Annotated in this window: 25 protein-coding genes and 1 tRNA gene; 13 read left to right on the top strand and 13 right to left on the bottom strand. The window is 60.7% G+C overall.

Annotated features, from left to right (window positions below):
• The first annotated feature begins 22 nt into the window (after positions 1-22).
• Positions 23-748, top strand: a complete 726-nt coding sequence (locus AN189_RS02235; protein WP_056030298.1) for a peptidase — start codon at positions 23-25, stop codon at positions 746-748.
• Here the strand turns inward: AN189_RS02235 and AN189_RS02230 are convergent.
• Positions 745-1,266, bottom strand: a complete 522-nt coding sequence (locus AN189_RS02230) for a PAS domain-containing protein (protein ID WP_172794839.1) — start codon at positions 1,264-1,266, stop codon at positions 745-747. The genes AN189_RS02235 and AN189_RS02230 overlap by 4 nt on opposite strands.
• A 75-nt stretch (positions 1,267-1,341) precedes the next feature.
• On the opposite strand from AN189_RS02230, the gene AN189_RS02225 reads away from it, so the two are divergent.
• Together AN189_RS02225 and AN189_RS02220 are read left to right on the top strand one after the other, a co-directional pair.
• Complete coding sequence (locus tag AN189_RS02225) at positions 1,342-4,833, top strand: chemotaxis protein CheB (protein WP_056030293.1); 3,492 nt, start codon at positions 1,342-1,344, stop codon at positions 4,831-4,833.
• A 28-nt stretch (positions 4,834-4,861) separates the two neighbouring features.
• The gene (locus tag AN189_RS02220; protein WP_056030290.1) at positions 4,862-5,185 is read left to right on the top strand and encodes a hypothetical protein; all 324 of its coding nucleotides are present in this window, start codon (positions 4,862-4,864) and stop codon (positions 5,183-5,185) included.
• On the opposite strand, the gene AN189_RS02215 is transcribed toward AN189_RS02220, so the two are convergent.
• The 4 genes from AN189_RS02215 to mgrA all read right to left on the bottom strand — a co-directional run bounded on the left by AN189_RS02215 (position 5,182) and on the right by mgrA (position 9,792).
• Positions 5,182-6,303, bottom strand: coding sequence for a Gfo/Idh/MocA family protein (locus AN189_RS02215; protein ID WP_056030287.1), 1,122 nt, complete (start codon positions 6,301-6,303; stop codon positions 5,182-5,184). The genes AN189_RS02220 and AN189_RS02215 overlap by 4 nt on opposite strands.
• Positions 6,304-6,373: 70 nt before the next feature.
• Entirely contained in the window at positions 6,374-7,672 is a 1,299-nt protein-coding gene (gene xylA / locus AN189_RS02210) for a xylose isomerase (RefSeq protein ID WP_056030284.1), read from the bottom strand.
• Positions 7,669-8,694 carry a LacI family DNA-binding transcriptional regulator gene (locus AN189_RS02205; protein WP_056030280.1) on the bottom strand — a complete coding sequence of 342 codons (1,026 nt, stop codon included), beginning with the start codon at positions 8,692-8,694 and terminating at the stop codon, positions 7,669-7,671. The genes xylA and AN189_RS02205 overlap by 4 nt, the downstream gene beginning before the upstream one ends.
• Positions 8,695-8,748: 54 nt before the next feature.
• Complete coding sequence (gene mgrA / locus AN189_RS02200; protein WP_056030277.1) at positions 8,749-9,792, bottom strand: L-glyceraldehyde 3-phosphate reductase; 1,044 nt, start codon at positions 9,790-9,792, stop codon at positions 8,749-8,751.
• A 191-nt stretch (positions 9,793-9,983) separates the two neighbouring features.
• On the opposite strand from mgrA, the gene AN189_RS02195 reads away from it, so the two are divergent.
• Positions 9,984-12,086: a bifunctional diguanylate cyclase/phosphodiesterase gene (locus tag AN189_RS02195; protein WP_056030274.1), complete on the top strand. Its 2,103-nt coding sequence runs from the start codon at positions 9,984-9,986 to the stop codon at positions 12,084-12,086.
• On the opposite strand, the gene AN189_RS02190 is transcribed toward AN189_RS02195, so the two are convergent.
• Positions 12,087-13,085 carry a LacI family DNA-binding transcriptional regulator gene (locus AN189_RS02190; RefSeq protein ID WP_157057357.1) on the bottom strand — a complete coding sequence of 333 codons (999 nt, stop codon included), beginning with the start codon at positions 13,083-13,085 and terminating at the stop codon, positions 12,087-12,089.
• Positions 13,086-13,222: 137 nt separating this feature from the next.
• Here AN189_RS02190 and AN189_RS02185 point away from each other — a divergent pair.
• Positions 13,223-13,299, top strand: a tRNA-Arg gene (locus AN189_RS02185).
• Between the two features lie 138 nt (positions 13,300-13,437).
• Positions 13,438-14,295, top strand: coding sequence for an alpha/beta hydrolase (locus AN189_RS02180; protein ID WP_056030728.1), 858 nt, complete (start codon positions 13,438-13,440; stop codon positions 14,293-14,295).
• A 213-nt stretch (positions 14,296-14,508) separates the two neighbouring features.
• Here the strand turns inward: AN189_RS02180 and AN189_RS02175 are convergent, their stop codons facing one another.
• Both AN189_RS02175 and AN189_RS02170 read right to left on the bottom strand, forming a co-directional pair.
• Entirely contained in the window at positions 14,509-15,240 is a 732-nt protein-coding gene (locus tag AN189_RS02175) for a response regulator transcription factor (RefSeq protein WP_172794838.1), read from the bottom strand.
• Positions 15,185-15,466: a hypothetical protein gene (locus AN189_RS02170; protein ID WP_056030266.1), complete on the bottom strand. Its 282-nt coding sequence runs from the start codon at positions 15,464-15,466 to the stop codon at positions 15,185-15,187. Before AN189_RS02170 ends, AN189_RS02175 begins: the two co-directional genes overlap by 56 nt.
• A gap of 156 nt (positions 15,467-15,622) precedes the next feature.
• Here AN189_RS02170 and AN189_RS02165 point away from each other — a divergent pair, with 156 nt between their 5' ends.
• The 4 genes from AN189_RS02165 (at position 15,623) to AN189_RS02150 (ending at position 19,134) form a co-directional block, all read left to right on the top strand.
• Positions 15,623-16,072, top strand: coding sequence for a hypothetical protein (locus tag AN189_RS02165; RefSeq protein ID WP_056030263.1), 450 nt, complete (start codon positions 15,623-15,625; stop codon positions 16,070-16,072).
• A 38-nt stretch (positions 16,073-16,110) separates the two neighbouring features.
• The gene (locus AN189_RS02160) at positions 16,111-16,740 is read left to right on the top strand and encodes a ribonuclease HII (protein WP_056030260.1); all 630 of its coding nucleotides are present in this window, start codon (positions 16,111-16,113) and stop codon (positions 16,738-16,740) included.
• A gap of 98 nt (positions 16,741-16,838) precedes the next feature.
• Positions 16,839-17,951, top strand: coding sequence for a site-specific DNA-methyltransferase (locus AN189_RS02155; protein ID WP_056030257.1), 1,113 nt, complete (start codon positions 16,839-16,841; stop codon positions 17,949-17,951).
• A gap of 151 nt (positions 17,952-18,102) precedes the next feature.
• Positions 18,103-19,134: an NADP-dependent oxidoreductase gene (locus AN189_RS02150; protein ID WP_056030254.1), complete on the top strand. Its 1,032-nt coding sequence runs from the start codon at positions 18,103-18,105 to the stop codon at positions 19,132-19,134.
• Here AN189_RS02150 and AN189_RS02145 read toward each other — a convergent pair.
• Positions 19,131-20,273, bottom strand: a complete 1,143-nt coding sequence (locus tag AN189_RS02145) for an alkane 1-monooxygenase (RefSeq protein ID WP_056030251.1) — start codon at positions 20,271-20,273, stop codon at positions 19,131-19,133. The two genes, AN189_RS02150 and AN189_RS02145, sit on opposite strands and share 4 nt — an antisense overlap.
• 44 nt (positions 20,274-20,317) lie before the next feature.
• Entirely contained in the window at positions 20,318-21,370 is a 1,053-nt protein-coding gene (gene mutY / locus AN189_RS02140) for an A/G-specific adenine glycosylase (RefSeq protein WP_056030249.1), read from the bottom strand.
• A 68-nt stretch (positions 21,371-21,438) separates the two neighbouring features.
• Here mutY and AN189_RS02135 point away from each other — a divergent pair, with 68 nt between their 5' ends.
• From AN189_RS02135 to AN189_RS02125, 3 genes are read left to right on the top strand one after another with little or no spacing between them, the layout of a single operon-like run.
• Complete coding sequence (locus AN189_RS02135) at positions 21,439-21,948, top strand: DUF721 domain-containing protein (RefSeq protein ID WP_056030246.1); 510 nt, start codon at positions 21,439-21,441, stop codon at positions 21,946-21,948.
• Between the two features lie 15 nt (positions 21,949-21,963).
• Positions 21,964-22,617, top strand: a complete 654-nt coding sequence (locus AN189_RS02130; protein ID WP_056030243.1) for a DsbA family protein — start codon at positions 21,964-21,966, stop codon at positions 22,615-22,617.
• Complete coding sequence (locus AN189_RS02125) at positions 22,614-23,738, top strand: CaiB/BaiF CoA-transferase family protein (RefSeq protein WP_157057348.1); 1,125 nt, start codon at positions 22,614-22,616, stop codon at positions 23,736-23,738. The genes AN189_RS02130 and AN189_RS02125 overlap by 4 nt, the downstream gene beginning before the upstream one ends.
• Here AN189_RS02125 and lpxK read toward each other — a convergent pair.
• Genes lpxK through AN189_RS02110 form a run of 3 tightly spaced genes read right to left on the bottom strand, consistent with a single transcriptional unit; the run spans position 23,735 to position 26,042 of the window.
• Positions 23,735-24,712 (bottom strand): tetraacyldisaccharide 4'-kinase, encoded by a 978-nt coding sequence (gene lpxK, locus AN189_RS02120; protein ID WP_056030236.1) that lies wholly within the window; start codon positions 24,710-24,712, stop codon positions 23,735-23,737. The genes AN189_RS02125 and lpxK overlap by 4 nt on opposite strands.
• On the bottom strand, positions 24,712-25,746 hold the full coding sequence (locus AN189_RS02115; RefSeq protein ID WP_172794837.1) for a 3-deoxy-D-manno-octulosonic acid transferase: 1,035 nt from the start codon (positions 25,744-25,746) through the stop codon (positions 24,712-24,714). The genes lpxK and AN189_RS02115 overlap by 1 nt, the downstream gene beginning before the upstream one ends.
• A gap of 50 nt (positions 25,747-25,796) precedes the next feature.
• Positions 25,797-26,042, bottom strand: coding sequence for a DUF4170 domain-containing protein (locus AN189_RS02110; protein ID WP_056030722.1), 246 nt, complete (start codon positions 26,040-26,042; stop codon positions 25,797-25,799).
• Positions 26,043-26,102: the final 60 nt, after the last annotated feature.

Genomic DNA, 26,102 nt, shown 5'->3' with positions numbered 1-26,102 from the left:
GACCCAATCTGGACCTGATCAAATGACCTACTGCGTCGGCCTGCGACTGAACCAAGGCCTTGTCTTCATGTCAGACACCCGCACCAATGCCGGCGTCGACAATTTTTCATCGACCCGCAAACTGTTCACCTGGGAGGTCGAGGGCGAGCGCCTGATCACGCTCATGACAGCCGGCAATCTGGCCACGACGCAATCGCTGATTTCGCTGCTGGACGAACGGTCCAAGACAGCCGCCGACCGCGACCCGTCGATCCTGCGCGAACCCACGATGTTCCAGGTCGCCCGACTGGTCGGGGCAACGCTGAAAGAGGTCATTTCCTATTCCAACTCCGTCGGGGGCGAGGAAAAGTTCCGCGCCACCGTCATTGTCGGTGGCCAGATCAAGGGCGGTGAACCGACATTGTTCATGGTCTACCCCGAGGGCAATTTCGTCGAAGTCACCCAAGAAACCCCGTTTTTCCAGATTGGCGAAACGAAATACGGCAAACCCATCCTTGTGCGCGGGTTTGATCCGGAAATGTCATTTGCGGATGCGGTCAAGCTGCTGATGGTCAGTTTCGATTCAACGGTGAAATCGAACCTGTCGGTCGGCTTGCCGTTCGACATTCTCTGCTACGGAACCGGTGATTTCAAACCGACCCATCGCAAACGTGTGGAAACTGACGATGAGCTGTATCATCGCATTTCCGACGGTTGGTCGCTGGCCCTCAAAGAGGCGTTTTCGTCACTGCCGGACTACACGCTCTAGGTCTCGAGCCATAGCCTGACCGTCGCCAAGGCCGACCGCGCCAACGACCGTTGCGTCACGGCGCGCAGGTTTTCGTTCAATGCCAGCAGGTCACCGATCCCATCGACGAACTGGTTGGAATGCCGGTCCACCTCGGCGGCGCTGACCTTGGGGTGCAGCTCGAACTGTGACCCGACCACATAGATCAGATTACCGGCACGATCATGCAGAGGCTCGAGATACAACAGCGTTGTCAGCGACGACCCGTTCTTGCGCAGGTTGTCGAACGTTGCCTGCGCAGGCTTGGCGGCCGCCAATGCGTCGCGGACCGTGCGGCGCGCCGATGTGTTGTCCAGATCGCCCTGCAAGAACCTGCAATTCCTGTTCAAAACCTCGTGCTGGGCATATCCGGTCAGCGCACTAAATGCAGGGTTCGCATAGATCAAAGGCAAGTCTGTTTGACCGGGGTCGGCTATTGTCAAAGCAACAGAGAGGGGGTCGAAACGTTTTGCGACCTCTTCAAGATTGAGATACGGCATGTGGACCCCCCCGACAGATTTGACTTGATCGTTACTCATGACATGAGACGATGACAACATGAACCGGATGACCTGATGATCGACACGTTTTCTTTGCCTATCACGCCCCCCGAGGGGCCTGTGGTCGTCGGAATCGGGGCCTCTGCGGGTGGGCTTGAGGCGCTTCAGGGATTTTTGGACAACCTGCCTCCCAGCCACAGCCTGGCGATCGTCATCGTCCAGCACCTCGACCCGGATCATGACAGTCTCTTGGGTGAATTGCTGACCAAACGGACCAAAACCCCGGTCAAGGAAGCCGCGAACGGAATGGCCGTAGAGGCGGGGAACATATACCTGATCACGCCAGGCCAATCCCTGACGATCATCGACGGAAAACTTCGGACGGAAAATTACGATCTACCGCGTGGCCGCAGGCGCCCGATCGACGCATTTCTCGTGTCACTGGCGCAGAACTCGGGTGAACGCGCCGTCGGCATCATCCTGTCCGGCACAGGCAGCGACGGCAGCCTGGGTGCCCGCGCGATCAAGGAGGCAGGTGGTCTGGTGTTCGTGCAGGCCCTGTCCGAGGCGAAATACGACGGCATGCCGCGCAGCGCGATCGAAACCGGGGTCGCCGATATCGTCCTGCCAGTCGCGGAAATGTTTGCGGTCCTGAACGACTACTTTGACTGTCGCGGCGGCATCCCGGAGGACGCCCTGACCGACCGCGAATTCATCAGCCGCGCCATGCGGCATGTCCGCTACCGCACGGGCCACGACTTTTCCGGCTATAAACCCGGCACCTTGCTGCGGCGGATCGCGGTGCGCATGTCGGTGCTGGGCCTGAGCCATCCGAACGAATACCTCAAGGTTCTGATCAATGATCCAGAAGAGGTCAGTCGCCTGTTCAAGGATGTTCTGATCAACGTCACCAGCTTTTTCCGCGACGATTCCGTGTTCGACGACCTGCGCAACAAGGTCATTCCCGAGCTGATGGAAGGCCGCGGCAACACCGATGAGCTGCGGATCTGGGTGCCGGGCTGTTCGACCGGACAAGAGGCCTACAGTATCGCGATGCTGCTGTCAGAAGCGATGGAACGCCTTGATGTGTGGCCGCGCGTCATGATCTTTGGCACCGATATTGACGAAGACGCGCTGGAAACGGCCCGGCGTGGTCAATACCTGAACACCATCGCCGACGAAGTCCCGGCAGAATACCTGCACAAATATTTCAAATGGCGCAGCGACGGGTACACCGTGAACGACAGGCTGCGTTCCATGGTGCGGTTTTCGAACCAAAGCATCATCAAGGACCCGCCGTTCAGTCAGATTGACATGGTCACCTGCCGGAATGTCCTGATCTATTTCGACAAATCCCTGCAGGAAAAAGCGATCCGGGTGTTTCACTATGCCCTGCGCGAAGGCGGTATCCTCGTGCTGGGCACATCCGAGTCGCCGATCAACGGTCCAGAGGCCTTTGCCGATCTGTCCCGACAAAACCGTATCTATCGGCGGCAGCCCGGCCCGGCGGCACGCCTGGACCTGAGCCAGACACCCGCCCCCGATCCCGAAAACGAACCGCAGATCGCGATGCCCGACGCCGCAAACAGACAAACAGCGCCCGCCATGGCTTATGCGGACAAGGTGATCGACCTGATGTCGCCTGCGTATATCGTCGTCAGCAACGCCCGCGACCTGCAATACGCATCTGATCCGGCGACGGCCTATCTGAAAATGAAGGCAGGCCGGCCGCAGCTGGACCTGATGAAGCTGATCCGACCGGAACTGGAAAACAACCTGCGTCGGCTGCTGAACCGCCAGCTTGGAAGCGGCGAAACCGCCGATTGGGATTTCACGGGCGTTCTGGATGGCACGCCGCGACTGATCCGTATCACCAGGCAGCGCATGACAGGCGGTCAGGACCTGATCCTGTTCCAGGACCAGACCCTGCCCGAGGGCACCAAGCTTCCCAGTCCCGAAAACCTGTCAGAAGCGACAGCCAAATATGTGCAGGACCTCGAAAGCGAGCTGGACGAGGCAAGGCTTCAGATCAGGTCCACCGTCGAAGAGCTGGAGACATCGAACGAAGAGCTGAAAAGCTCGAACGAAGAGATGATGTCCATGAACGAAGAGTTGCAGTCCGCGAACGAGGAACTGACAACCACCAACGACGAATTGAACAACAAGATTACCGAAGTGCGCGACGCCAACACGGACCTCGCGAATTTCATCCGCAGCACCAAGATCGGCACCATTTTTCTGGACGCCGACCTCAAGCTGCGCAGCTTTACCCCCGAAGCCTGCGAGGTGTTCCGATTCCAGAAAACCGATATCGGTCGCCGCATCGACGATATCGCGTCCGAGGTGGACATGGATCAGATCGTCACTGACTGCAAAAGGGTGATGGACAGCCAGGAGCTGCTGGAAAAGGAATATGAAACCCGTCGCGGTAAATCCTTCCGGGCGCGCTTTGTCCCCTATGCCCAGAGCGGCCATTCAAAGGGCGGGGTCGTTGTGTCCCTGTTCGACGTCACCGAACTGCGCAGGCTGGCCCAGGACGCCGAAGAGGCGCGCCTGATCGCGGCCGACCGGCTAGAGGAAATCGAGGGCCTGTACACCGCAAGCCCGATTGCGATGGCCCTGCTGGACACCGATCTCAATTACATCCGGGCCAATACGCGACTGTCCGAAATCCTCGGGGTTTCGGTCGAAGACATGATCGGCAGATCGCTGGGTGAAATGTCGGGCGGCATGGCTGACATCGCACGTCGTCTGGCGAAGCAGGTGGCCGAAACCGGCAAAAAAGTCGAAAACTACCAGATCAGAGGGGCCGTGCCGACGCGGCCGGATGACAACCGGGTGTTTGAAACTGATTGGTATCCCGTGCGTCAGGGCGACAAGCTGATCGGCATCGGCATCAATGTCCGTGATAGCACCGAATTGGTTCAGATCCAGTTCGAGCTGCGCCGCGTGATGCAGGAATTGCAGCATCGCGTCAAAAACATGCTGGCCAACGTTCTGGCGCTGGTGTCACGCGCCAAACGTGACGCAACCGCTGACAAGGCGATCTTTGAGGCGCTGTCGCAGCGAATTCAGGCCCTTGCCCAGACCCACAAACTGCTGACCCAATCGAACTGGTCATCGGCGAAATTGCAGGATGTCCTGCGCCCTGAACTGGTGGATGTCTACGGTGCCGAACGCGTCCAACTGAAAGGCCCCGATATCGTGGTCAACGCCCGCGCCGCGCTGTCACTTGGCATGGCGATCCACGAACTTGCGACAAACGCCGCGAAATACGGCAGTTTTTCAAAAGAGGACGGTCAGGTCTCATTGTCATGGGTGCGGCAGGATGATGGTGAATCGGATGACTTTATCTTCAGCTGGCAGGAAAAAGGCGGCCCGCCTGCAGACCAGAGCGAGGTTTCCGGTTTCGGCAGCCAATTGATCCGATCAACGATCGAGGGCAGTCTTGATGGGAAAGTTGAATTTTTTTGGGAACAATCGGGGCTGCGGTGCGTTTTTACCATTCCGAAAGATTCACTTATCGAGATTCCGAATGACAGCGTCTTCGACACCTACACGTCCTAAAATCCTATATGTCGAAGACGAGGTCATCGTGGCCCTCGATGTCTCAGATGGACTGGAAAACCAGCTCGGCTTCGATGTGCAGATCGCACACAACCTTGCATCGGCCCACGCGAAATGTGGGTCCCACACCTTCGACTTTGCCCTGCTGGACATGAACCTCGGCAACGGCGAGCGGAGCATCGAACTGGGCCTCGACCTGTCCCGCAAGGGCGTCAAGGTCGTGTTCGCATCGGGTTACAACCGCGACGAAATCGGCGAAATATGCGATTTTACACTTGTCGAAAAGCCGTTCCAGATCGGGGATATTGCTGCGGCCTTCGGGGTGCAGATCGCACCCGCCCGCATCGCCTAAAGCGTGATCCACGCCGCGTTGCGGCGTGACGACCGCGCGCAGGCATCGACAAATGCAACGCCATCCAGACCGTCCTGGATCGTGGGATAAAGCGCAGACGATTTCTCGCCGGCGCGCGCAGCCTCGATTGCATCGGCAGCTGCCGCGTAGATATTGGCAAATGCCTCCAGGTATCCTTCCGGATGACCACCAGGCACCCGCGTGCCTGCCGTCGCACCCGACGCACCATTGCGGGTCAGCAGTTGCGTGACACCGCCTAGTGGCGTGTAGCGCATGACGTTGGGGTTTTCCTGCCCCCACTCGATCCCGCCTTTGTCGCCGTAAACCCGAAGGGTCAGACGGTTTTCCGCTCCCGTGGCAACCTGCGAACACCACAGCATGCCCTTGGCCCCACCGTGAAACCGCAACATCACGTGTCCGTTGTCGTCCACCTGCCGCCCCGGCACAAAGGCATCCAGATCCGCAGCAAGGCTGTCCAGCTTCAGCCCCGTCACGAAACAGGCCAGATTATAGGCATGGGTGCCGATGTCGCCGGTGGACCCGCCGACCCCTGACTTGGCCGGATCGGTGCGCCACGCCGCCTGCTTGTTGTCCGGTTCCGGTGCCTCGGCCAGCCAGTCCTGTGCATATTCCACCTGCACGACCCGGATCCGGCCCAGCGCGCCTTCAGCGATCATCTGACGCGCATGCCGCATCAGCGGATAACCCGTGTAGTTATGCGTCAGGATGAACAAGGCGTCGGACTTTTCCGCCACGGCCACCAGTTTGCGTGCTTCCGGCAGGGTTGCCGTCAGCGGCTTGTCACAGATCACGTGAATGCCGCGCTTCAGAAATTCACGCGCGACCGGCGCGTGCATGTGGTTGGGGGTCACGATTGCAACGGCTGCTATTCCGTCCTTCAGCCGTGCCTCGCGCTTGGCCATGGCAACATAGTCGTCATAGGTCCGGTCCGGTGCCAGCCCAAGCGCACGCCCGGAGTCCTGCGCTTTTTCAGGCGTAGAGGACAGCGCGCCGGCCACAAGTTCGAACCGGTTGTCCAGGCGTGCCGCAATCCTGTGAACCGCCCCGATAAAGGCATCCTTGCCACCACCCACCATGCCAAGCTTGATCCGTGTCATGGCGCCATCTCCATCATCTTGCCAAAAATACTCCGGGGTCCGGGGCAGCGCCCCGGTCCGGCATCCACCACTAAACGTAGCGGTTTACGATGTTTTCCAACCGTTCCTGCCCACCTGATACCGGCTGGGGGTCAATCTGACCTGCCTCGGCATAGGCAGCGACGCTTTCCAGCGTTGCGGTTTCAGACAGGTGGTCCGCACTGTCCCACCCAGCGTAGCGGGCGCGGCGTGGTGCCTCAAGTGCATCATCGGCAATCATGGCGGCCGCAGCCTTCAGCCCCCGGGCGCAGATGTCCATCCCGCCTACATGCGCTGCAATCAGGTCTTCTGCGTCGATGGACTGGCGGCGCAGCTTGGCGTCGAAATTCGTGCCACCCGTGGTGAATCCGCCTGCACGCAACACCTCGTAGTAGGCCAGCGCGGCCTCCGGCGTATTGTTGGGGAACTGGTCGGTATCCCAGCCGGACTGATAGTCGTTGCGGTTCATGTCGATCGACCCGAACAGGCCCAGCGCCCGCGCCATCGCCAATTCATGCTCGAACGAATGGCCGGCAAGGATCGCATGTCCCTGTTCGACGTTCACCTTGACCTCGTTTTCCAGACCGAACCGCTGGAGAAATCCGTAAACCGTGGCGACGTCGTAGTCGTATTGATGCTTTGTCGGTTCTTGCGGCTTTGGCTCGATCAGGATCGCGCCCTTGAATCCGATCTTGTGCTTGTATTCGACGACCATCTGCAAAAACCGCCCCATCTGCGCCAGTTCTCGGTCCAGATCGGTGTTCAGCAAGGTCTCATAGCCTTCGCGCCCGCCCCACAGGACATAGTTCTGACCACCCAGACGATGGGTTACGTCCATGCAGGTTTTGACCGTGCTGGCGCAATAGGCAAAGACGTCGGGATCGGGGTTCGTGCTGGCTCCGCTCATGTAGCGGCGGTGGCTGAACATATTGGCCGTCCCCCAAAGCAGCTGGGTGCCGCCTTCCATCTTGGGGGCGACGTAATCCGCCATTTCATGCAGACGATCCGCACTTTCTTGCAGCGATGCACCCTCTGGCCGAATGTCGTGGTCGTGAAAGCAATAATACGGCACGCCGAGGATCTCGAACATCTCGAATGCGGCATCGGCCTTCAGCTTGGCCAGTTCCATGCTGTCGGCAGGGAACCACGGTCTGTCGAACGTCCGGCCACCAAACGGGTCGCCGCCTTCCCAGACAAAATTGTGCCAATAGGCAACCGCAAACCGCAGGTGGTCGCGCATGGTTTTGCCCAGAATGACCTCGTCCGGGTTGTAATGCCTGAACGCCAGCGGATTGGTGCTGTCAGGCCCCTCATAGGTGACGGGGGCAATTCCTTTGAAATAGTCGGTCATGAGAGGCTTTCCTTGATGATAACACTTAGGGGGATTTCGCCGCGCGCGGATGGCACGGCCTGTTTGTCTGCCATGTCGCGCATCAGGCGCACGGCGCGGGTCACGGCGCGGCCCGGATCCTGGTCGATCACCAGGTCAATCAGGCCATCGCGCAGACCCTCGCGGGTGGCGTCGGTCGATTCATGTGCAATGGTGACGGGCCGAAACGCCGAATTGGCACGGCGCAGCGCGGCGACCAGGCCCGCGTTCCCGGCACCGATCGCGTATATGCCGACGGGTGACATTGCATCCAACGTGCGCGCCACAAGATCAGCGATGCGCGCTGCGTCATCGAAACCCTCGACGACGGGCAGCAGCGTCAATCCGGAAAAATCATTTTGCAGAACCTGCCGGAATCCCAACAAGCGCTGCGCATGGTCGCGCGCAGCAAGCGACCCTGCGATCACAAGCACGGGACCCACAGGTTCCCGGATGAGCCGTCCCATGAACTGCCCGGCCATCCGGCCCGCCACCTCATTGTTCGGCCCGACATAGATATCGCGTGCCTCGGCCTGCACATCCGCGACAAGAGACACGATGCGAACCCCTGCCGCGCGCAGCCGCGTCAGCTCTGCCCGGACCTGCGGCACGTCGCTGACGATGACGGCGGCACAATCAGTCGTTTCGGGGTCGATCTGCCGCAGGGACGCAACCTGAGAGACCGGATCGAATGTTTTTGATGATCGTATGTCAATATGAACCCGATCCTTGCGGTTCAGATCAGATTCCCGCGCAATTTCTGCGATCAGCTTGCGCACGAATGCCGATTGCCCGGCCGGCAGCAGAAAAACGAACCGATAGCCATTTCCACGGGACAGGTTGGCAGCAAACTGATCACGGACATAACCCGTCCGTGCGACGGCATCCTGCACCTTTTTAACGGACTTCGCCGCAACGCTGCCGCGATTGTTCAGCACGCGGTCAACAGTCGCAAGGCTGACCTGCGCCGTTCTTGCGACATCATGAATCGTTGCTCTGGCCATTGGCGTCCCCCCTTTCAGACCTTAATCCGAAAAATGAGGAACGCCAATCATTTTTTATGCAGGAGCATTTTCCGACAAAGAGCTTTCCGCCCAGAGGTTGATCGCCTTGTCGCCTGCGCGTGCGTCGATCTCGGCCAGCTCGTCATCGGTAAAGGTCAGATTTGCCGCCGCCCCCGCGCAGTCGACGATCTGGCTGGACTTGCTGGCACCGATCAAGGCTGTCGTGATGCCTTCGTTGCGCAATACCCATGCAATCGCCATCTGCGCGAGCGTCTGACCCCGGGCCTCTGCCAGTTCGTTCAATGCCCGCACGCTGTCCAGCGCGTCTTCGGTGATCAGATCGGGCGACAGCGATTTGTCCTGCGCTGCACGGCTGTCATCGGGGATTCCGCCCAGATACTTCTTGGTCAACATACCTTGTGCCAGCGGGGTAAACGCAATCGATCCCACACCCAGATCGGCCAGCGTCTCTTTCAATCCATCGGTTTCCACCCAACGGTTAAAGATATTGTAGCTGGGCTGATGGATCAGCAACGGCACACCCTCGTCGGCAAGCAATGCAGCAGCTTCACGCGTCTTTTCAGTGTTGTAACTGCTGATTCCGGCATACAGCGCGCGACCCGATTTCACGATATCGGCCAATGCGCCCATCGTTTCCTCTAGCGGGGTTTCCGGGTCAAACCGGTGCGAATAGAAAATGTCGACGTAATCCAGCCTCATCCGGTCCAGCGACTGGTCACAGGACGCCATCAGGTATTTGCGGCTGCCCCAATTTCCATAGGGACCGGGCCACATGTCATAGCCCGCCTTGGAACTGATGATCAGCTCGTCCCGCAGGCCTGCGAAATCGGTCGCGAGGATTTCACCGAACGCTTCTTCGGCGCTGCCCGGTGGCGGGCCATAGTTGTTGGCCAAGTCGAAATGGGTGATGCCATGGTCGAACGCCGTGCGACACATGTCGCGTTTGACTTCGTGCGGAGTGTCCCCGCCGAAGTTGTGCCAAAGCCCCAGGCTGATCGCCGGAAGCTTGAGGCCCGACCGACCGCAGCGGCGGTAAGGCATGCGGTCATAGCGGTCCGAGGCGGGCAAGTAGGTCATAAGGGGTCTCCTGTCAGGGTTGCGGCGCAGAGGCCGTCTGCTGCGGACAAGGTGGTGCCCACAACAGGCGTGTCCAATCATCTGAACGAATAGACGGCCCGCCGAAATGATAAAAATGGCTGAAGGACAGAGTCTTAAACCTTTGCTTCACCATCGGACACTAGAACCGCAACAGCCAACGCGGGAACGTCATGAAACTTGATCCGGATCAGAATGCGGCTTTTGCCGCGCGGCAAGAGCTTGAACGCCGTGGCGTTCTGGACGCCTTGTTCGACATGGGACCTGCCGCGATCATCGTGGCAGATGGCAAAACGCAGCAGGTGATTGCCGGTAATTCACAGGCACTTGCGTTGTTCGGGTGCGACCTACGTCAGTTGCGTAAACGGCGCATGGCCGACCTGGTCCCCGCGATCAGATCGCACCGGACCGTTGCACTGTTGAACCGGCTGCGAACCTGTCCCGGACGCCCCCGGCAGGTTCGCCTGAAAACAGATGAACAACGGGAATACCTTGTCCGGGTTGTGTGCATCAACGCAGGCAAACCGACACTGATCGCGATCATCACCGATGAAACGGCGCAGGCGCATTACCGTGACCGCGTGCAACAGGCCGAATCGCAACTGACGACGACCATCAATGCCCTGGCCGACGGTTTTGTCTATTATGACAACGAAGACAGGCTGGTCATCTGCAACGACAATTATCGCGCCCTCTACCCCCAAAGCGCGCATCGCATGACCGAAGGCACGACGTTTCGCGAAATCCTGCAGGCCGGACTGGATGCCGGGGAATACCTTGACGCCATCGGCCAAGAGGATGAGTGGCTTGAACAACGGCTCAGCGCGCACAGTCGGGAAAACAGCATGGTGGAACAGCAACTGTCTTCCGGCCGCTGGCTGCGGGTCCAGGAACGCAGAACGCCCGGCGGCGGGCGTGTGGGTCTGCGGATCGACATCACGGAACTGAAACACCAGCAGGCCCGGCTGGAACGCATGATGCTGACGGATGAACTGACGGGCCTGCGCAACCGGCGCAAACTGCTGGATGACATCCGCGACTGGGCTGCCCGTCTTGATCTGCAAACAGGCTTGGGCATCATCCACCTCGACATCAGACGTTTCAAACAGGTGAACGCGATTTACGGCTATGACGCTGGCGATCGATTGTTGCGACAGGCCGCAGCGTTTTTGCAAGACGCCGCCCAGACACATGGTCTCGCGGCCAGGATCGGCGGCAATGAATTCCTCTTTGTCAAAGAGATCGCCCTCGATAACCCCAAGCTGGAAGAGCTGGCCGAACAATTGTGCCGCGGCATGTCGGATCCCGTCACCTGTGACGGCCAGCGTGTCGGCTGTGCCGTTGCCGCAGGCGTCGCCATTCTGGACCCACGCGAACCCCATGACGAGAGCATCTCGATCCTCGGTGCTGCAGAAATGGCGCTGACCGACGCCAAGCTGAATGGCAGGTCTGTCGCGTTCTTTCGTCCGCGGATGCGCGCACAGGCGCTCAGCGATGGCGGGCTCACACGCGACCTGCAGGATGCTGTCGCCCGCGATGAATTCGAAGCCTTCTTTCAGCCGCAGGTCGATGCCGTGACACATCGCTGTTTTGGATTCGCGGCACTTTTGCGGTGGCGACACCCGCGCAAAGGTATCCTTGCGGCCAATGCTTTTCTAGGGATCGCACAGCGCGCGGGACTGACGGAGGCGCTTGATACCATCGTCCTGGAACAGACCTGCAAGGCATTGACCCACCTTGACCGGATCGGACGCAGCGACCTGACGATCAGCGTGAACCTGTCCGCAAATCAGGTCGCGGACCCAAAACTTCTGCCTCACATCCTCAAAGTTCTCGATCGGCATGGCGTTGCACGGCATCGCATCAGGCTGGAACTGCTTGAATCGACGCTGCTGGACGAACGCACGTCACACTATCTCAGCAATATCGACAACCTGGTCAAAGCCGGTTTCGTGATGGAGCTTGATGATTTTGGAACGGGCCATGCCGCAATCGCCTCCTTGCGCAAATTCAAGGTCAACCAGATCAAGATCGACCGAAGTTTCGTCCAGAATCTAAACCTCGACCTGCAACTTCAGGCCCTGACGGGTGCGATCATCGGCCTAGCAGACCGCCTTGGTGTCGGCATACTGGCCGAGGGTGTCGAAACCACGGCTGAACAGGATTGCCTGATCAGCATGGGGTGCACCCGCGCCCAAGGCTGGCTTTATGAAAAAGCGTTGCCACTGGACCAACTTTCCACTTTTCTAGCCAGGTTCGAGGCAAACAGACCATGATCAGCTCCGGATCAGAGTCTGTCCCAATTCCAGGCGGGGCGTCATGGTCTGGATTTTTCCCGGCTCCTCCTGCCCTGCGATCCGCGCCTTGATCATGCGGGCCGCCTCTATCCCGATTTCGCGACGACAGGCATCCATGGTGGCCAGTTTTCGCGGCAGACCATCCAGCAGCTCGACGCCGTTGAAACCAGCCAGACCAATCTGACCCGGCACGTCCACACCTTTTTCCAGCAGATACAGCAACCCGCCTGCACCGATCATATCATTGGAATAATACAGAAAATCCAGATCAGGATGACGTTCGAGGATCGCTTGCGTCATCTCGCGCCCTTTCACCAGCGCCGATCCGCCAGCGTAGAACTCCTGGCCCTCGATTTCGATGCCCGCCTTGGCAAGTGTCCGGGTGAAACCTTCGAAACGTTTCCGGGCACGGTGATCAAGGGGCATCTGCGTGCCTAGAAATCCGATCCGGCGATAGCCGGCGCGCAGGATCGCTTCTGCCATTTCGTGCCCTGCGCGGCGGTGCGAAATTCCCACGCAGGAATCAATGGGGGCACCGTCCACATCCATGATTTCAACAACCGGTATCGCTGCCTGCGCAAGCATCGCCCGCGATGCGTCAGAATGCTCCAGCCCCGCAATGATCAGGCCGGCGGGCCGCCATGACAGCATCTCGAACAAGACCTGCTCTTCTTTTTCAGGGCGGTATCCGGTGACACCAACGACCGGCTGAAGAACACTTTCGTCCAACTCATCCGAAATCCCCGACAGGACTTCGGGGAACACCATGTTCTTGAGTGACGGGATGATCACGGCCACCAGATTGACGTGGCTAGACGCCAAGGATCCGGCAATCCGGTTCGGCACGTATCCCAGCAACTTGGCCGCTTCTTGAACCTTGGCACGCGTCGCGGCGCTGACGTCACCCTTGTTGCGCAACACGCGGCTGACCGTCATTTCGCTGACCCCCGATGCCTCTGATACATCGCGAAGGGTCATCGGGCGGCGCGGTGGAATGCTCACAGTCGAAATCCTGATCTAGACACTGGTTCTATTTACAGCCTGCCCCGACCGTTGTCCAAGCGAACCGTTCCAACCGTTGACCAACCCTACTTTTCGCGGCAATGACAACCCAAGGCCCCGTGGCTCAACTGGATAGAGCAGCCCCCTCCTAAGGGGCAGGTTGCAGGTTCGAACCCTGCCGGGGTCACCAAAAACAGCTGACACCGATGCTGCCACCGTGCCGCTGGACGCGCGCCACAGGTTGCGGCTTGCGATGGAACCATTTGAGCCGCAGGTTGGTTGCGTTGCAAAGGGTGCAGGTCACCTGTCCAATGTGATGGAGCCTCATATGAAGACCGCTGTCCTGCTGTCTGCCGTGGCAAGCCTCGTGGCGAGTGCGGTCCAGTCCGAAGTCATCCACGACATTGCCTACGGCGACGGCGCGCGCAACCAGCTGGACTTGTATTTGCCAGAGGGTGTCGCGAACCCGCCCATCGTGCTATTCATCCACGGTGGCCGCTGGTTTCGCAACGACAAGGACCAGATCAACCGGCTGGATCGTGCAGAGGCCCTGATGGACGCGGGAATCGCGGTTGCTGCGATGAACTACACCTATTCGACCGATGCGATCTGGCCCGCCCAACGCGACGACGTGGCCGCTGCATTACGCTACCTCGCAGCGCATGGGACCGATCATGGTTATGATGCAGCGCAACTGGCCGTCTGGGGACAAAGCTCGGGTGCGCATCTTGCGCTTTGGGCGGGGATCATTTCGGCGCAGCAGGATGACATCACCCTCAAGGGCGTGGTGTCATGGTATGCGCCGTCAAACCTGTCCATGATCGCGGTGGACCGCGCCAATGATGATGTCGGAGACAGCGACATGGGCGATGGCCCCTCCCCCGAGGATCTGCTGATCGGTGCGCCGGTGGCCGACAATCCGGACCTTGCCAATGCCGCAAGCCCGGAGTGGGTGATCTCTCGGATGCCGGATGATGCGCAGCTGCCGCCCTTTTTGCTGATGCACGGCACGCAAGACGTGGTCGTCTCTCCGTTGCAAAGTGACCGCCTGCTGGCCACACTCGAGGCGCGCGAGACCGAGGTCAGCCTGACCCGCGTCGCAGGTGCCAGCCACGGAGGAGACCTCTTTGCCCCGATGGTGCCAGAGGTGATCGCGTTTCTGAAAACACGCTTCGCTCAGCCCTGACAGGCACGACCGCGCATCCGACGAAGTCACGCCCTCTGCCTGTCGGGACAACCACGCTTTTGCAGGTGCTTGTCGGGGATGGCGCAGACACAAAGGTGCGGGATTTCGCGGCTGGCCGGACAGTTGGCTCAGGACATCACGCCGCGGCAGAATCTGACGCAGGCATCCGGCGTTTGACCCATCGTTGCAACTTTTACCGCGGGGTGCCCCCGGTCAGACCATCCGGATCACATCCTTGTCGATGGCCAGCATATATCCCTTGCGGGCGATATTTTTCACCAAGAGTTCGCTTACCATCTGGTTGCCCAGCGTGTCGCGCAGCCGCTTGATGCGGGTGGCACCCGCTGCCTCTTCGCAGTCAGATGGATCGCGTCCCGAAATGACGCCTTCGATTTCGGCACCGGACAGAACCTCGTCATCCATCCGCGCCTCTGCCAGCACGGACAGCGTTTCAATCGCCGCTTCGGTCAGCTTGAATTCGAAATTGTTAAGGTAAACCGCCTTTTGATCGCGGCTGATCAACAGGGAATTCACCTCGATCCCCTTTCGCTCGATCTGGCCCATGCGGCGGGTCAATCCGATCAGCATGACAAGAAATGCGATGGCCGCGACCAACAGTGCGGTCGAAAAGACAAGCAGCACGAAAATGACGAACCGATAGGACGACAACGTATCACTAAAGGCCGTCCCCGATTGCGCGATGATTTCCAGCAGCTTGATTTCGGCGTTGCCGGTCAGCGTGTCGTTTTCCACGAACAGCTGTTCGACCCGCGCATTGAACGCGTTGGCGTCCGGCAGATTGACGAACAGCAACACCGCGGTCGCCGCCAGGATCACGACGATGGCGATGATCCCGCCCAGAACGATCCGATTGCCGATCTCGCGCCCTTCAGTAGCGGAGGAAATATTCACCTGCGCTGTCCTTTCTGCTGTCCAGTCCCGCATCGTCAAACGTGCCGACAATGTTCAACAGAACCCAACCGTCGGCCCGCAGCTTTGGACCGATCTGGTCCTCGGCCGAGTCCACCGTGCAGGGTTCGTCAATTTCGGCAACGCCGTAGTGCAGCCGCAGCGGGTTGTCCTGTTTCGCCTTGTAATCGGCATAGCAGGCAGCCTGCGCCGCAGTCGTGGTGGCGATCAAAACGAGGGTCAGAGAAAGAATGTGTTTCATGTCAGCACTGAACCTCTCGTCTGGATGATATACAATATCCCGCGATGTTATCGGCGCAGCATCCTGTCCGCCAGTGCCTGTTATTGCCTGACACGGTGACCTGGCGGACGCTGGTCCTCGAATGCGGGCACGCCCGCCCAAGCCGGAGACACCGACATGCACAGAACACTGACCGCCATGATTGTGGCAACATCCCTTGCCGCGGCGCCTGCCGCACAGGCGGAAACCGACAAGGACACGACGCTGGCACGCATCGCCGTGGGACTGACAGCCGCACTGGTCCTGGCACAACTGATGTCATCGGACGCGGACGATAGCAGCGGCACGATACTGCCGCAGACCACCCGCGACCGGGGTGGGCTGACAGATGGAATCGCGCCACCGGTGACAGCCCCCGCAGGCGCGCGGATTGGTGCCGACTGGACCGCCACACGTCTGCCCCGGTCCTGTCGCGTGGGCAATGCGCATTATGACGGTGACTGCCTGCGCGACCAGCTACCGGTGACCTCGCCTTTGCCGAATATCTGTGCCGAACGGGTGATGCACGGCAATCGGGTCAGGACACTTTATCACGATGGGTGCCTGCGTGCGGCGGGCTATCGCTAGGGCTTGCACCCCAAGGGCCCGCGCATGCATTTTGGGGTATGACACATACACCTGACTTCACATTCGAACTGTCTGCCCGCACCGACGGTTTTCACCAAATCGCAGGCGTCGACGAGGTCGGGCGCGGCCCGATCGCGGGTCCAGTGGTCGCCGCGGCGGTGATTCTGGACCCGGACAACATTCCGGACGGCCTGAACGACAGCAAACGCCTGACCGCGCGCAAACGCGAGATCCTGTTCGACCTGATCCCAAGGGTCGCACAGGTGGGCATTGCAGAGGCAACCGTCGCGGAAATCGACACGCACAACATTCTGCGGGCAAGCCATATCGCGATGGTCCGCGCCATAGCATCCCTGCCCCAAGCGCCTGATTTTGCCTTGATCGACGGCAACCTTTTGCCCCGCGATATGCCCTGTCCCGCCACCACCATCATCAAGGGTGACAGCCGGTCACTGTCGATCGCTGCGGCCTCAATTATGGCGAAAGTGTGGCGCGACCGATTGATGGTGGGATTGGCGCAACAGCATCCGGGCTATGGCTGGGATCGAAACGCCGGATATCCGACACCCGAACACAAAGAGGGACTCAAATGCAACGGTGTCACACTACATCATCGCCGTAGTTTCGCCCCTGTCCGCAACATCTTGTGGCAAGAAAAAAACCCGTAGCTGTGGACAACTTTATCCGTTGCGGTTGATTTGCCCGCTGGGCCATCCTGTACCCAATTCACGAGCCGGAAAAAATCTGGCCGGGACAGAGGCAGAGCATGACAATAAAAACAAAGGGCCAAAAGGCCTTAACGCTACCGCTTAACCAAATTCTGGACGGCGATTGCATCCAACGGATGAACGCGCTTCCGGCGAACAGCATCGATCTGATCTTTGCTGATCCGCCCTATAATCTGCAATTGCGGGGCGAATTACATCGGCCCGACAATTCCAAGGTCGATGCCGTCGACAACGACTGGGACCAGTTCGACAGTTTCGCCCGCTACGACCGGTTCACCCGCGACTGGCTCAAGGCGGCGCAGCGTCTGCTGAAACCGAATGGCGCGATCTGGGTCATCGGCAGCTATCACAACGTGTTCCGCATGGGGGCCGAATTGCAGAACCAGGGGTTCTGGATTCTGAACGATGTGGTCTGGCGCAAGGCCAACCCAATGCCGAATTTTCGCGGCAAACGCCTGACGAACGCGCACGAAACACTGATCTGGGCGTCCAAATCCGAAGGCGCGAAATACACGTTCAACTACGAGGCGCTGAAGGCCCTGAACGAAGGCGTACAAATGCGCAGCGACTGGATGCTGCCGATCTGCACCGGGCACGAACGTCTCAAGGATGAGGACGGCAACAAGGCACATCCGACGCAAAAACCGGAAAGCCTGCTGCACCGCATTTTGCTGGGCACCACGAACCCCGGCGACGTCGTGCTGGATCCGTTCTTTGGCACGGGGACGACAGGTGCCGTCGCCAAGATGCTGGGGCGCGACTACATCGGGATCGAACGCGAAGAGAGCTATCGCAAGGTTGCGGAAAAACGCCTGTCCAAGGTCCGCAAATTCGACCGCGAAGCGCTGGAGGTCACGCAATCGAAACGGGCCGAACCGCGCGTCGCCTTTGGCGTGCTGGTGGAACGCGGCATGCTGCGTCCGGGCGAAGAGCTTTGGTCGATGAACGGGCGTCACAAGGCCCGCGTGCGGGCCGATGGCACCCTGATCGGGGACGACATCAAGGGGTCTATTCATCAGGTCGGTGCGCATCTCGAAGGCGCACCCAGCTGCAACGGCTGGACCTATTGGCAATTCCGCCGCGACGGAAAAAAGGTCCCCATCGACCTGCTGCGCCAGCAGATCCGCGCTGAAATGGCTGCCAACACCTAAGGATTTCACAGTTACCGCCGGTGCCTCGCGACGACGGCCGCACAATGATGCGGCCGCGCAGGCACTAACTTGCCCCGGCTCTCGCTCACGCGAGGTCGGGGTTTTTTTTGTGCCAACCACGCTACGTCACCGATCAAAGAAGGAGCAAAACATGGCAGATGCCACACAAATCACCCTCGCCAGTCGGCCACAGGGCAAACCGAGCACGGACAATTTCAAACTTCAGACGGCGACCCTGCCCGCCGTGCGGGACGGACAAATCCTGGTTCGGGTCATCTGGCTGTCGCTAGATCCCTACATGCGCGGCCGCATGGACGACGCCAAATCCTATGCCAAACCCGTTGAAATCGGCGAAGTGATGGAAGGCGGCGCTGTCGCAGAGGTCATGGAAAGCCGCAACGCCGATTTCAAACCCGGTCAGATCGTTGTGGGTGCGTTCGGCTGGACCAGCCATGCCATCAGCAATGGCGAGGGCGTGCGCGTCGTCGATCCAGAACAGGCACCGATCTCGACCGCCCTGGGCGTGCTGGGCATGCCCGGCATCACGGCCTGGGTCGGCCTGAACGACATCGGCCGCGCCAAGGATGGTGAAACCATCGTCGTTTCAGCCGCGACAGGTGCCGTGGGTGCCGTCGTTGGCCAATTGGCCAAGGCGCGTAACATGCGTGTCATCGGCGTGGCCGGTGGCCCGGAAAAATGCGCCTTTGCCGTCGAGGAACTGGGCTATGACGTCTGCCTTGACCACTATGCACATGACGCCAAGAGCCTGTCAGCCGCGATCAAGGATGCGGCCCCGGATGGTGTCGACGTCTATTTCGAAAGCGTCGGCGGCAAGACCCTGGAGGCGGTGCTGACGCGCATGAACACGCATGGCCGCATCGCATTGTGCGGGATGATTGCCTGGTATTCCGGCAACGGTGTTGCGGAGGCTCAGCCCCTGCCCGCCGTGTGGCGTAACATCCTGACCCGCCGTCTTCTGGTCGAGGGGTTCATCATCTTTGACCACTACCACAAATTTCCCGATTTCGTGGGCCAGGTCGCACCGATGGTCGCAGACGGCACAGTGAAATTCCGCGAAGACGTGGCAGAGGGTCTGGAAAACGCGCCCCAGGCGTTCCTCGACATGCTGTCTGGCGGCAATTTCGGCAAACAGCTGGTGCGCGTCGGTGCAGACCCCGCCTAGCGCGGCCAGGGATTGGACGCGGTCTTGTACGGTGTCCAATCCGTGATGTGCGGATAATACTGGCGGCGCCATGCCCGGACCCTTGGGTTCATCATGCGCCGCCACAAGGGCGGTGTCATCGCCACGATCCCCATCACAGGATAGCCATAGGGCAGTTGTGGTGCCTCGTCCGGACCATAGTTCTGCAACAGCGGGAACCGTCGGTCTGGTTTGTAGTGATGATCTGAATGACGTTGCAGGTTGATCAGCAGCCAGTTCGACGCCTTGAACGCAGCATTCCAGCTGTGGCGCGGCTTGGTGTGTTCATATTTCCCGTCGCCCAGATGTTCCCGCGTCAGCCCGTAGTGCTCGATGTAGTTGACCAGCTCCAGATGCCAGATCGCGACAAAGGCCTGTAGCACGAACAGACCCAGACCGACCCAGCCACCCACGACAAACGCAATCCCCAGAAACCCGAGTTGCAGCGCGCCATAGCGCCAGAACGGGTTGCTGAAATCGCGCGCAGGCTTGCCCTTGCGGGCCAGCATCGCCGCCTCTGCCTTGAATGCCGATGTGGCACAGCCCACCAGCACTCGCGGAAAGAACCGGTGAAACCCCTCGTTATAGCGGGCCGTGACCGGATCGCGCGGCGTGCCGACATAACGATGATGCACCAACAGATGTTCGCTGCGAAAATGCGAATACAGTGCCATCGCCAACAGGATATCGGCCATCCAGCGTTCGACCTTGGGTTTTTGGTGCATCAGCTCGTGGCTGTAGTTGATCCCGATGGTCCCCGTGATCACGCCCATCCCAAAGAACAGACCGAACATTTCCCACCCACCCAGATGGTCCGTCCGTGTCACGTAATAGATCATCGCGAACAGCGACACGCCCTGTATCGGGGCCCAGATAATCGTGATCAGACGATACCACCACAGTTGATCGTCAGCAGTATGGGGGTCCTCGTTCGCCTCGTTCAGGCCCGCGAAAATGTCGATGACGCTGAACAGATACCATGTCGTCAGCGGCAACAGCAGGACCGCCCAGCCGCCAACGAACGCCGACACCCAGGCAATCGGGATCAACAGCAACGACAGCCAGAACGGCAGTGCCGCGCTGAACCGCGCAATCCGGTGAGGCTGTGCAATATCGGTCATGGTCCGGTTGATCCCTCGTCCCTGTGGCCAAAGTATGAAGGCTTTCAGTCAATAATCAATTGGCCGGACGCAAGGTCATAGACCTTGCGCATGACGGTGGGTAATGCCGTCGGGCGAAAGGTGCCATGCGGGATAAAGTCGCCCCTGTCCGCCACGGCATCCCCCGGCACGCGCGCCGTCATGATTGTCAATTCCAGATGGAAATGCGTAAAGGTATGACGCGCCGTGGCATCCAGTTCGGACCAGTCCGCGTCCAGCGGCGGATCGGCGACCGGCGCATCGCTCCAGTCGGATCCGGGCCAGCCCAGCATACCGCCCAGCAGACCCTTTTCGGGTCGCGTTTCCAGCAGCCAGGCCCCATCGGCGCGTCGGGTGACATATGCAATCCCGCGGCGGGTCGGAACCTTCTTTTTCGGGGTCTTTTTCGGCAGCTCTGCCGCCGTGCCGGCCATCCGCGCCCGGCATGGATCACGCCAGGGGCAAATTTCGCAGGCCGGTGATTTGGGTGTGCAGATCGTGGCCCCCAGGTCCATCACGGCCTGCGCATAATCACCGGGCCGCTCAACGGGAGTCAGCGCCTGCGCCAGTGCCATCAGTTCAGGCTTGGCCGCAGGCAATGGCGTATGCACGTCATGAATGCGCGACATCACCCTTTCCACATTGCCGTCCAGCACCGTTTCGGGCTGGTCGAATGCAATCGCAGCGACAGCGGCGGCAGTATAGGGACCGACCCCCGGCAGCGTCAGTAGCGTCGCATGATCGGGCGGGAACTGCCCCCCATGATCCGTCACGACGACCCGCGCACATTTCAGCAGGTTGCGGGCGCGGGCATAATATCCAAGCCCCGCCCAGGCGGCCATGACCTCGGCATCCTCGGCCGCAGCCAGATCCGCGACCGTCGGCCAGATGTCGGTGAATTTCCGCCAATAGTCGCGCACGGCGGCCACGGTGGTCTGCTGCAACATCACCTCTGACAGCCAGACACCATAAGGGTCTGGCATCACGCCATTTTTGCGATCCTCGGGGGGGACACGCCACGGCATGGCCCGCGCATGGCGATCATACCATTGCAAAAGCTGTAACGCTTGTTCACGCATTCTTCACCTGTTGCCGGAACTGCGCGCACTGACTTGGCGCGGGACCACCCTTAGATTAAGTCATGACTATGAAACAGCCCAGGCGCCATTCAACCACGCGCGGCTTCTCCCGCGCAGCGACGCTGATGCAGACACGCATCCGCACCGCGACCGAAGGACGTGGCTTTGCCGAATCGCGGTTGCTGACCCATTGGGCGGAAATCGTGGGCGAACAGATCGCGGGGATCGCGCGGCCTGTCAAAATATCCTACGGACGCGGCGCGCTGGGGGCCACGCTGACGGTGCTGACCACGGGGTCGAACGCCCCGATGCTGGAAATGCAAAAACCGCAGCTGCTGGAACGCGTAAACGCCTGCTACGGCTATCGCGCGATTTCCCGCATCCACATCACGCAGACCGCACCCACGGGGTTTGCAGACGGGCGCGCGCAATTCGATCACGCGCCCAAGGTCGCCCCCGAACCCGACCCAGCCGTGCAGGCACAGGCCAAGGCAGCGGCGGCCGGTGTGGGCGACGACAGCCTGCGGGCAGCCCTAGAGGCATTGACCGCGAATTTCCTGACGAAACAGAAAACCTGACCAAAGGACCGAGACATGAACCGTAGAACACTTCTTCTGGGTGGGGCCTCACTAGCCGCTATCGGCGCAATCGCATTTACCACTGGCGGCGAGGGCGGCAATCTTCTGGTCGGCATGGCCAACGCACAGGACGCCGATCCCAGCGCGATCCAGGACATGGTGATGGGCGATGCCGATGCCCCGATCGAAATGATCGAATACGCATCCTTTACCTGCCCGCATTGCGCAAACTTTCACGCGACGGTCTGGCCCCAGCTCAAGGCCGATTACATCGACACCGGCAAGGTGCGGTTCATCTACCGCGAGGTCTATTTCGACCGTCCCGGCCTGTGGGCGTCCATGATGGCGCGGTGCGGCGGTGAAATGCGGTTCTTTGGCGTGACCGCAGAATTCTACGACAAACAGCGCATGTGGACCGCGTCGGGTGATCCCGCCACGATCGCGGCCGATCTGCGCACCGTTGCCAAGACCGCCGGCCTGACCGACGAAATGCTCGACGCCTGCATGCAGGACGCCGAGAACGCGCAGAACCTCGTGGCATGGTACGAACAGAACGCGGCGGCCGACAACGTCCGGTCCACACCGTCGTTCATCATCGATGGCGAGGCCTACAGCAACATGTCTTATGACGACATGAAGGCGATCCTCGACGCCAAGCTGGAAGGCTGATGCAACCCCTGGCCGGGCTGAAGGTCATCGAACTGGCCCGCATCCTCGCCGGACCGTGGTGCGGCCAGACGCTGGCCGATCTGGGTGCCACGGTCATCAAGGTCGAATCCCCCGACGGCGACGATACGCGCCGTTGGGGACCACCCTTTGTCGATCGCGCTGGCGACCGGTCTGCTGCCTACTTCCACGGCACCAACCGCGGCAAGGCGTCGGTCGTCGTGGACTTCCGCACGCCGGAGGGTCAGGCACAAGTGCGCCGTCTGCTGGCTGACGCGGATATCGTCATCGAAAATTTCCGGGTCGGCGGACTGGCAAAATACGGGCTGGACTACGCCAGCCTGCGCGATGATTTTCCCGCGCTGATCTATTGTTCCATCACGGGTTTCGGACAGACCGGCCCCTATGCCACCCGCGCGGGATACGATTACATCATTCAGGGCATGTCCGGACTGATGAGCGTGACAGGCCCACCCGACGGCCAGCCCAACCGTGTGGGTGTCGCCGTCATGGACCTGTTTTCCGGCATATATGCCAGCACGGCGATCCTCGCGGCCGTGCATCAGCGCCATAGCACCGGGCGCGGTCAGCATCTGGACGTGGCCCTGCTGGACGTTGCGGTGTCGACCATGGCCAATCAGGCGATGAATTACCTGACCACCGGCACGCCACCGGAACGCACGGGCAATCATCACCCCAATCTTGCCCCCTATCAGGTCTACGACTGCGCCGATGGGCATATCGTCATCGCGACCGGCAACGACAGCCAGTTCGCACGGCTGTGCGCGCTGCTGGACCTGCCCGCATTGTCCAAGGACCCGCGCTTTGCCAGCAATGCCGACCGTCTGGCCCATCTCGACGCGCTGAACGCGGTGCTGACGGCGGCCACACGCATGGTCTCCAAGGCCGATCTTTTGGCGCGCTGCGAATCCCACGGCGTGCCTGCCGGACCGATCAACGACATGGCAGAGGTGTTCGCGGACCCGCAGGTAATCGCGCGGGGACTCCGGATCGACCGTGATGGCGTTCCGGGTGTGCGCATGCCCGTCCTGTTTTCGGACGCAACGACCGTATCGGACAGCCCGTCACCCAAACTGGGTCAGGATCAATCGCTGCTGGACTAAAGACCCAGCGCCGCCAACGCCCGGTCAAGCGGGCCCCAGTCATCCACCTGCAACCGCACCGGCAGTGTCAGAACCTGGGACCGGAACGCGGGTGGCAATCGCACCGCGTCCTTTTCGGTGGTCACCAGTTGCGCCGTGCGTAGCCTTGCCTCTGACGCAAGACGGGTCATCAGCGCCTCGGTCAGGGGCTGGTGATCGTCCAGCGGTTCGGCACGGACCACATCGGCCCCCATGGCGCGCAGCGTGGCAAAGAATTTCTCGGGATGGCCGATCCCTGCAAATGCCAGCAGCCGCAGGCTGGTCCAGGGCATCCCCGTCACCAGCGGCACCAGTTCGCCGCGCAACTGCGGCACAGGCCATTGCGCGGCAAAGCGGGATTGCGCCGCCGCATCACCGATGGCCAGCAGCAAATCCGCACGGGCCAGGCCTGCGTCCACCGGTTCCCGCAATGGCCCTGACGGCATCACCCGACCGTTGCCAAATCCGCGCGCGGCATCCACGACGACGATGGACAGGTCCTTGACCACTGCCGGGTTCTGGAATCCGTCATCCAGTAGAATGACGTCCGCGCCCGCGTCGACGGCAGCGCGCACCCCGGCAGCCCTGTCCCTGGCAACCCACGTGGGCGCAAAGGCAGACAACAGCAGCGGTTCATCGCCGACCTGCGCCGCATCATGGGTGCGTTCAACGACCTGGACCGGGCCATCCAACGCGCCCCCATAGCCGCGGGACACAATATGCGGGACATGTCCCGCCGCATGCAGGCGACTGGCCAGCGCCATGGCCGTCGGCGTCTTGCCGGTTCCGCCGACATTGATGTTGCCGATGCAGATCACCGGGACCGGCGCACGATAGCCTCTTTGCGCGACACGTCGCGCCGTTCCCAGCGCATAGAGCCCTGCAAGGGGTGCCAGCATCCGCGCCTGCCACCCAGGATGATCCGGCGGATTCGACCAGAAACCGGGCGGGCGCATCAGGCGGCCATCCCATCGACCGCGTCCCGGATCAGGCTGACGATCAGATCCGCGGCCTCGGCCCCCTGGGACGTCACGTCCCACCCGGCCGCAACGAGGCGCGCAACCCGGTCCGCCGCCAGCAGATCCTCGACAGCCGGACCAAGTTCGGTCCACTGGTCGATCTTGCGGGTGGCCTGCGCTGCGTCCAGCCTGGCATATCGCGCGGCGAACGGTTCCGTCATCGGTCCATGGATCAGGCCAGACCCCAGCGTTGCAATCGCAAAGGGGTCCTGCGCGTCGGACCGGTCGAACGTCCCCCCGGCAAAGGTAACCGAAGCAAGTCGCAGCCACAGACCCAGATCGCCGTCACTGTCAGCGACATGCACCTGTGCTGCCTCTTGTGGAATTTGCGCGACTGAAGACTGTTCTGTCAGCAATCGCTGGTCGCCAAAGGCCTGGGCAAGTGCGGCACCCGCGCGGGGATCGGCGGCCTCGGCCACCAGCAACAGGCGGTGCGAACGCCGCGTGGCGTGGCGATGGGCGGCGATCAGGCCCGCGACCATGTTCATCGTGACCCGCGTCGCACACCAGACAGGGCGGTTGTTCAATGCGTCCGCGATCGCACGACGGTCTGTTTCGGTATAGGGCAGAACGGAAACCGGCTCTTCCAGCCGAACATCCGTCTTGACCTTTTTCCGGTCGACACCTGCCGCGACAAAGGCCCGTTCAGCCGCCTTGTCGACAGCCAGAACCAACCGGGTCCGCCCCAGCACAGCCCGCGTGCGTCCACGTGTCCAGAACCCCGTCAACGGCGCGATGGATGCCCCGTCCATATTGACCATGATCACCGGCAGCTGCGCATCCGCCGCGGCCTGCAACGTGCCCAGATCAACGGTTCCGCCCATCCAGATCAAGGCGACGGGCCGGGTTCTGTCGATATAGGCGCGCGCCTCGCGTTTGCCCTGAGGATGCGGGGTGGACCCGTCCCCTGTCAGAACGAAACGAACCGTATCTCCATCATCGGCCAGCCGACTGCCCAGCGTATCGGCCATGGTCGCAATCGCCGGCGATCCGCAGCGGCACCAGACGCAGGGCGTCATGCCTAGTGGCCCAGTTCCTCGGTCGAGGATGCAGCCTGCTCCTCGTCCCGCAGACGGTGAATATGCGCGATGAAATAGCGGGTATGCGCGTCGTCGACCGTCCGCTGTGCTGCGGCCTTCCAGGCGTTGTATGCGCTGTCATAATTCGGGAACATGCCGACGATGTCGATCTTGTCGACATCGACAAAGGCGTTCTTGGTCGGGTCAATCAGTTCTCCGCCAAAAACAAGATGCAGGCGTTGGGTCATGGTGTCGTCCTCTTGCAGGGTTTGCGTCAAACTAGGCGGCGCTGGCGGCCGGCACAACCG

The sequence above is a fragment of the Loktanella sp. 3ANDIMAR09 genome (assembly GCF_001420005.1).
Classification (GTDB): domain Bacteria; phylum Pseudomonadota; class Alphaproteobacteria; order Rhodobacterales; family Rhodobacteraceae; genus Loktanella.
The sequence above is the reverse complement of the archived record's forward strand: the minus strand, read 5'-3'. Positions and strand labels throughout refer to the sequence as shown.

Excerpts from the sequence above, each read along its gene's own strand:
- AN189_RS02235 (WP_056030298.1), top strand. The coding sequence starts at position 23 with ATGACCTACTGCGTCGGCCTGCGACTGAACCAAGGCCTTGTCTTCATG.
- AN189_RS02230 (WP_172794839.1), bottom strand. The coding sequence starts at position 1,266 with ATGCCGTATCTCAATCTTGAAGAGGTCGCAAAACGTTTCGACCCCCTC.
- AN189_RS02225 (WP_056030293.1), top strand. The coding sequence starts at position 1,342 with ATGATCGACACGTTTTCTTTGCCTATCACGCCCCCCGAGGGGCCTGTG.
- AN189_RS02215 (WP_056030287.1), bottom strand. The coding sequence starts at position 6,303 with ATGACACGGATCAAGCTTGGCATGGTGGGTGGTGGCAAGGATGCCTTT.
- xylA (WP_056030284.1), bottom strand. The coding sequence starts at position 7,672 with ATGACCGACTATTTCAAAGGAATTGCCCCCGTCACCTATGAGGGGCCT.
- AN189_RS02205 (WP_056030280.1), bottom strand. The coding sequence starts at position 8,694 with ATGGCCAGAGCAACGATTCATGATGTCGCAAGAACGGCGCAGGTCAGC.
- mgrA (WP_056030277.1), bottom strand. The coding sequence starts at position 9,792 with ATGACCTACTTGCCCGCCTCGGACCGCTATGACCGCATGCCTTACCGC.
- AN189_RS02195 (WP_056030274.1), top strand. The coding sequence starts at position 9,984 with ATGAAACTTGATCCGGATCAGAATGCGGCTTTTGCCGCGCGGCAAGAG.
- AN189_RS02190 (WP_157057357.1), bottom strand. The coding sequence starts at position 13,085 with ATGACCCTTCGCGATGTATCAGAGGCATCGGGGGTCAGCGAAATGACG.
- AN189_RS02180 (WP_056030728.1), top strand. The coding sequence starts at position 13,438 with ATGAAGACCGCTGTCCTGCTGTCTGCCGTGGCAAGCCTCGTGGCGAGT.
- AN189_RS02175 (WP_172794838.1), bottom strand. The coding sequence starts at position 15,240 with ATGCGGGACTGGACAGCAGAAAGGACAGCGCAGGTGAATATTTCCTCC.
- AN189_RS02170 (WP_056030266.1), bottom strand. The coding sequence starts at position 15,466 with ATGAAACACATTCTTTCTCTGACCCTCGTTTTGATCGCCACCACGACT.
- AN189_RS02165 (WP_056030263.1), top strand. The coding sequence starts at position 15,623 with ATGCACAGAACACTGACCGCCATGATTGTGGCAACATCCCTTGCCGCG.
- AN189_RS02160 (WP_056030260.1), top strand. The coding sequence starts at position 16,111 with ATGACACATACACCTGACTTCACATTCGAACTGTCTGCCCGCACCGAC.
- AN189_RS02155 (WP_056030257.1), top strand. The coding sequence starts at position 16,839 with ATGACAATAAAAACAAAGGGCCAAAAGGCCTTAACGCTACCGCTTAAC.
- AN189_RS02150 (WP_056030254.1), top strand. The coding sequence starts at position 18,103 with ATGGCAGATGCCACACAAATCACCCTCGCCAGTCGGCCACAGGGCAAA.
- AN189_RS02145 (WP_056030251.1), bottom strand. The coding sequence starts at position 20,273 with ATGACCGATATTGCACAGCCTCACCGGATTGCGCGGTTCAGCGCGGCA.
- mutY (WP_056030249.1), bottom strand. The coding sequence starts at position 21,370 with ATGCGTGAACAAGCGTTACAGCTTTTGCAATGGTATGATCGCCATGCG.
- AN189_RS02135 (WP_056030246.1), top strand. The coding sequence starts at position 21,439 with ATGAAACAGCCCAGGCGCCATTCAACCACGCGCGGCTTCTCCCGCGCA.
- AN189_RS02130 (WP_056030243.1), top strand. The coding sequence starts at position 21,964 with ATGAACCGTAGAACACTTCTTCTGGGTGGGGCCTCACTAGCCGCTATC.
- lpxK (WP_056030236.1), bottom strand. The coding sequence starts at position 24,712 with ATGCGCCCGCCCGGTTTCTGGTCGAATCCGCCGGATCATCCTGGGTGG.
- AN189_RS02115 (WP_172794837.1), bottom strand. The coding sequence starts at position 25,746 with ATGGCCGATACGCTGGGCAGTCGGCTGGCCGATGATGGAGATACGGTT.
- AN189_RS02110 (WP_056030722.1), bottom strand. The coding sequence starts at position 26,042 with ATGACCCAACGCCTGCATCTTGTTTTTGGCGGAGAACTGATTGACCCG.